We start from the raw sequence: 4,857 nt of genomic DNA, 5'->3' as shown, positions 1-4,857 counted from the left end.
AACGAACGGTGTTCCTGAGCGCATTCCGAGGTCCGGGTGCGTCAGGAGACCTCCGTTCGGGGGGCGGACCGACCGTTCCGGGGTACGCCGATCGGGGCACACGCCTCGGGCGTCGAAAAGCCCCGATCAGGGCGATGGTTCGTACCAGGAACCAACGATCCGGACGGGAGGCGCGGGGCGGTCTTGCACCGTGCCTCCCGTCCGTCGGGTGGTCACGACCGACTCGCGCCCCAGCCCGTCCACGAGACTCCGGTCGGCGCGGGTCAGCGCAGGATGCGCCTCAGCGCGCGAGCAGCGCCGCCACGGCGTCGACGACGACCTGCCGCCGGCGCGGCGGCGCCACGGCGGCGACGAGCGCCGCACCCTCCGGTGCGGTCTCGGCCCAGAACGCCGCGAGCTGTTCGACGAGCCCGAGGAGCACCGCGGGCCGGAACGACCGCGGGAGCACGCCGGCCCGCTGCGCGCGTTCGACGGCCGCGACGGACTCGGCCCGGGCTTCGGCGAGCGCCTCGATCGCACGTCCCTCGAGTCGGTGCCAGGTGGTGAGCCGCTGGACCCACGGCCGTCGGACCAGCACGTCGTGGAGGCGGCCGGCGTACTCGGGGAGGTCGTCGACGTCGAGGGGGACCTCGGCGGCGAGCCCGGTCACGGTCTGGACGTAGAGGGCCTCGTACAGGCCGTCCTTCCCGCCGAAGTAGTGGAACAGCTGTGCCTTGTTGCTGTCCGCAGCCGCTGCGATCCGCTCGACCTTCGCGCCGGTGACGCCGTGCTCGGCGAACTCGTCCCGCGCGGCGTCGAGCAGGCGGGCCCTGACGGCGTCGGCCGGCGGCGGGGTGAAGCGGGGCATGCCGACACGCTACCGGTGCAGCGGTCACCCGCGTCCGAGGGGTACCGGCCCGGTACAGACTCGGCATACGCTCGTCTACCGGACGATCAGGGCGTCGAGGGGACATGCACGTGAGCGGGACGACGGGATCGGAGGACCGCTCGAAGGTGCTGCACCTCGAGCGGTTCGAGTTGCTGACGACGGGCGAGTCGATCGCCGTCGTGTGCGACTGCGGCTTCGGGCGCGACCACCTGACCCGACGCGGGGTCCCGGTCGAGGTGCCCTGATCCCACCCTGCCTAGGATCGTCGGATGAGCCAGCGCGAGGAGCAACGAGCGCGGACCCGACGCCTCATCATCGAGGCCGCGGCCCGGGAGTTCGCCCGCCACGGGTACGCGGGTACGACGTTCGCCTCGATCGCCGCCGTGCTCGGCAAGCCGAAGTCGGCGATCCCGTACGACCAGTTCCCGTCGAAGCACGCCATCGCCGCCGCGGTGCTCGACGCCCACTTCGACCGCCTCCGCGCCGCGCTCGACGAGGTCCGCGCCACGGAGGCGCCAGGGCTCGACGCCCTGCTGACCGCGCTCGTGGCCGGTGCCCGGCTCGACGCGACGAGCCCGATCGCCCACGGCGCGATCCGGTTGCTCCTGGAGCACCACGAGGAGATGGCCCCGGCACGCGCGGCCGACGCCGTCGCGTTCGTCCGCGCGAACGTCGCCGCCGCGGTCGCGAACGGGGACGTCCGGACCGACGTCGACGGATCGGTCCTGACCCGCCGGCTGCTCGTCGGCGCGCTCGGGGCCCACGCCGCGGCGCTCTACCGCCTGAGCCGGACCCCGATCGAGGACACGCTCTGCTCGAGCTGGGCGATCGTGCTGCGGGACGTCGGGGTGCCGGCGACTCGTGTGGACGAGATCATCGCCCGTGCCACCGCAGCCGCACCCGCGCGGCGCTGATCCACTGAACGCCTCCTGAGTGAACCCGATGCGTCGCATCGGTGCTCGTCCGGCTCCTTCATCGGTGAGCGCAGCACAGTGCCGCCATGAGCACGTCCGACCGCACCGGCACGCGACCCGCCCGCTGGCTGCACCAGACCCGGCGGCACCAGGCCGTCCTCGTGGCCGTCGTCGTCCTCGGCGCCGTCCTGACGAGCTGGAACCTCGCCCGCGGCGGTGACTCCGAGTTCTACGCCCGCGGCCGCCCGGTCGATGTCCGAGTCCCTCCCCGCGTTCCTCAGCGGCTCCTTCGACCCGTCCGCCACCGTGACGCTGGACAAGCTCGCGGGCTTCGCGGTCCCGCAGGCGATCAGCGTGCACCTGTTCGGCATGTCCACCGCCGCGCTCGCGCTCCCCCAGGTCGTCGAGGGCGCCGTCACGACGCTCGCCGTGTCGGTGGTCGGCCTGCGTCTGGCCGGAGCCCGGGCGGGCCTCGTCGCCGCAGCCCTCGCCGCGGCCACCCCGATCTTCGTCTCCATGTTCGGCCACCCGATGGAGGACGGACTCCTGACGATGGCGCTGGCCGTCGCCCTCGTCTGGTGGCAGCGTTCGGTCCTGACCGGGCGGTCGTGGCCGCTCCTGCTCGCCGGCCTGTTCGTCGGGGTCGGCTTCCAGGCGAAGATGCTGCAGGCCTGGCTCGTCCTGCCGGCGCTCGTCGTCGGCACGGTCGTGGCCCTCGCCGTCCCGGGAGTCCGCTGGCGCCGCGCACTCGGGCACGTCGCGGTGCTCGTCGCGTCGGCGCTCGTGGCGAGCCTCGCCTGGTCGGTCGTCGTCGAGCTCCTCCCCGCTGCGGACCACCCGTACGTCGACGGGTCGACCGACGACAGCGTGTTCGCGATGGTGTTCGGATACAACGGCCTCGACCGGTTCCTGCCCGGGATCTGGCCGGGTGCGGTGAGCACGATCGGCGGTGCGTTCGCCCGTGCCGGATCGCACCTCGGCCACGCCTCCCACGGTGTCGGGAGCGGGCAGCACGCAGGCGGCCGCACACTCCTCCAGCTGTTCTCCCCCCGCTACGCGAGCCAGGTCGGGTGGTCGTGGCCTGCTGCACTCGCCGGCATCGGCATCGGCGCGGCCCGCTGGTGGCCGGGTCGCACCGGCCGGGAGGCCCGCCCCGCCTTCGCCGCGCTCGTCGCCGTCGTCGTGTGGCTGGTCACCGCGACCGTCGTGCTGTCCGTCATGCGGCTGCCGCACACCGCCTACGTGGCCGGGATCGGCGTGCAACTGGCGCTCCTCGGCGCCGTGGGCTGGTGGGGTGCGGCCGGGATGGTCGGAGCCGCCGACCGGCGCCTCCGGGTCGTGCCGGTCGCCCTCCTCGTCGTCCAGGGCGCGTGGTGGACGTGGCTGGCACGCTCGTCGTCGGAGCCCGTGGCGCTCGGCGCGGTCGCGGTCGGCGCGACGATCGCCGCGCTCATCGCCCTCCTCGTGCGCTGGGGCGGGGTGTCGGTGCGACCCCACGGACGCGGACGGCGCACCGCTGCGGCGCTGCTCGTCGCGTCGGTCGTACTCGGCCCGGCGTGCTTCTCCCTGCAGGCGCTCGACGCGGCCCGGGACGGCAGCGGTGGGGACGCCTCGGTCGGTGTCGGCACGGGTGCCTACGCGTTCGGCGGGCGCACCCCGGACCGGGCCTTCGCGCTCGCCAGGAGCGGCATGCTCGGCGCGGACCGCAGCGTCGTCCCGAGCTCGGCCTTCCGCGTCTCCGCCCCGGACGTCTGGGGCGGGCACTCCACGCTGACCCCGGCCGAGCGGGCACTCATCACCACTGCCGAGCGCGCGGGCGGCGGGCGGGACGGAGCTCCGCTCTTCATGACCGACTCGTGGCGCGTGTCCGCCGACGTGATCGGCGACACCGGGCGCGAGGTCCTCACCGACGGCGGGTTCTCCGGCCACGTCCCGGTCTTCACCGTCGCGCAGGTCGACCGGCTCGTGGCCTCGGGCGCGGAGCGGCTGTTCGTGCTCGCTCCCTCGGCGTCACCCACCGACCCCGTGGTGGAGGCCACCGACGCCCTCGGCTGCCGGACGGTGCGCAGCTGGGGCGCCGTCCCCGTCGGGCACCCGCGGTCGACGAACCCGTTCGGCGACCAGGCCGGCTCGTCGTTCACGCTCGTGCGCTGCCGCTGACCCGGCGGACGGCGCCCGCGGTCGTCACGCCGGTGCGGTACCGCTCTGGTGCACGATCGACACGGCGATCGCGATGCCCGCCGCCCAGACGACCGCGGTGAGGGCGAAGCCCACGATGATCGCCGCCGTCGCCAGGCCCCGCCCGCCCTCGCCCGTCCGGCGGATCTCCCGCAGCGCGACGAACCCGAGCACCGAGCCGACGAACCCGCCGACGAAGGCGACGACGAACGCAGCCACGGCGATCCCGTTCGTCCGCGGCGCTGCTGACCGCGGCGGCGTCACCTCCGCGTCCTGACCGTCCATCGTGACCACGGTACAGAGCGATCCTCACCGCCGGAGCCGAGCCGTGCCTCCAGGCCGGGTGCCGCACCTGACGAGTACCGTGCCGGTGTGTCCCAGCCGCACCCCTTCGACGCCGTCGTCCTCGCCGGCGGCCGCGCCACCAGGCTCGGCGGCCTCGACAAGGCAGCGCTCGGCAGCCCCGGACGGACGCTCCTCGAGCGTGCCGTCGCCGCGGCGACGGGGGCCGAGCGACTGGTGGTCGTGGGCCTCCGCGACGCCGCCCGTGCTCCTGCCGACGCCGTCCTCGTGCACGAGGAACCGCCCTTCGGCGGTCCGGTGAGCGGGCTCGCGGCGGCCCTCCGTGCGATCCCGGCGAGCGCCCCGACCACGCTCGTGCTGGCGTGCGACCTCGTCCGTCCGGCGGAAGCGGTGGCGGTGCTCCGCGCGGGGACGACCCCGGGGGCGGACGGGTGGATCGCCGTCGACGACGACGGGCGGCGGCAGCCCCTCCTCGCGTGCTACCGGTCAGCGCCCCTCCGCGCCGCGGTCGACGCGCTCGACGAGGTGGACGGCGCGTCGCTCCGTCGCTTCACGGGAACGCTCGACCTCGTCGAGGTCCGGTGCCGTCGGCGC

Annotated in this window: 6 protein-coding genes; 4 read left to right on the top strand and 2 right to left on the bottom strand. The window is 74.8% G+C overall.

Annotated features, from left to right (window positions below):
- Positions 1 to 280 precede the first annotated feature (280 nt).
- Complete coding sequence (locus I59_RS07925) at positions 281 to 847, bottom strand: TetR family transcriptional regulator (RefSeq protein WP_022903401.1); 567 nt, start codon at positions 845 to 847, stop codon at positions 281 to 283.
- A gap of 110 nt (positions 848 to 957) precedes the next feature.
- Between I59_RS07925 and I59_RS22770 the strand changes: the two genes are divergently transcribed.
- The 3 genes from I59_RS22770 to I59_RS19525 all read left to right on the top strand — a co-directional run bounded on the left by I59_RS22770 (position 958) and on the right by I59_RS19525 (position 3,942).
- A complete protein-coding gene (locus tag I59_RS22770; RefSeq protein ID WP_175327567.1) occupies positions 958 to 1,113 on the top strand; it encodes a hypothetical protein in 156 nt (51 codons plus the stop codon).
- Positions 1,114 to 1,137: 24 nt separating this feature from the next.
- Positions 1,138 to 1,782: a TetR/AcrR family transcriptional regulator gene (locus tag I59_RS07915; RefSeq protein WP_022903399.1), complete on the top strand. Its 645-nt coding sequence runs from the start codon at positions 1,138 to 1,140 to the stop codon at positions 1,780 to 1,782.
- 252 nt (positions 1,783 to 2,034) lie between these two features.
- On the top strand, positions 2,035 to 3,942 hold the full coding sequence (locus tag I59_RS19525) for a glycosyltransferase family 39 protein (protein WP_261976540.1): 1,908 nt from the start codon (positions 2,035 to 2,037) through the stop codon (positions 3,940 to 3,942).
- A 24-nt stretch (positions 3,943 to 3,966) separates the two neighbouring features.
- Here the strand turns inward: I59_RS19525 and I59_RS19520 are convergent, their stop codons facing one another.
- Positions 3,967 to 4,245 (bottom strand): DUF4190 domain-containing protein, encoded by a 279-nt coding sequence (locus tag I59_RS19520; protein ID WP_042726570.1) that lies wholly within the window; start codon positions 4,243 to 4,245, stop codon positions 3,967 to 3,969.
- An 87-nt stretch (positions 4,246 to 4,332) separates the two neighbouring features.
- Here I59_RS19520 and I59_RS07900 point away from each other — a divergent pair.
- On the top strand, positions 4,333 to 4,857 hold a 525-nt coding region (locus I59_RS07900; RefSeq protein ID WP_031273343.1), incomplete at its 3' end, for a molybdenum cofactor guanylyltransferase.

The organism is Curtobacterium sp. B8, assembly GCF_000333315.1.
Taxonomy (GTDB): Bacteria; Actinomycetota; Actinomycetes; order Actinomycetales; family Microbacteriaceae; genus Curtobacterium; species Curtobacterium luteum.
Note: the sequence above shows the minus strand (reverse complement) of the source record. Positions and strands in the feature narration are given on the sequence as shown.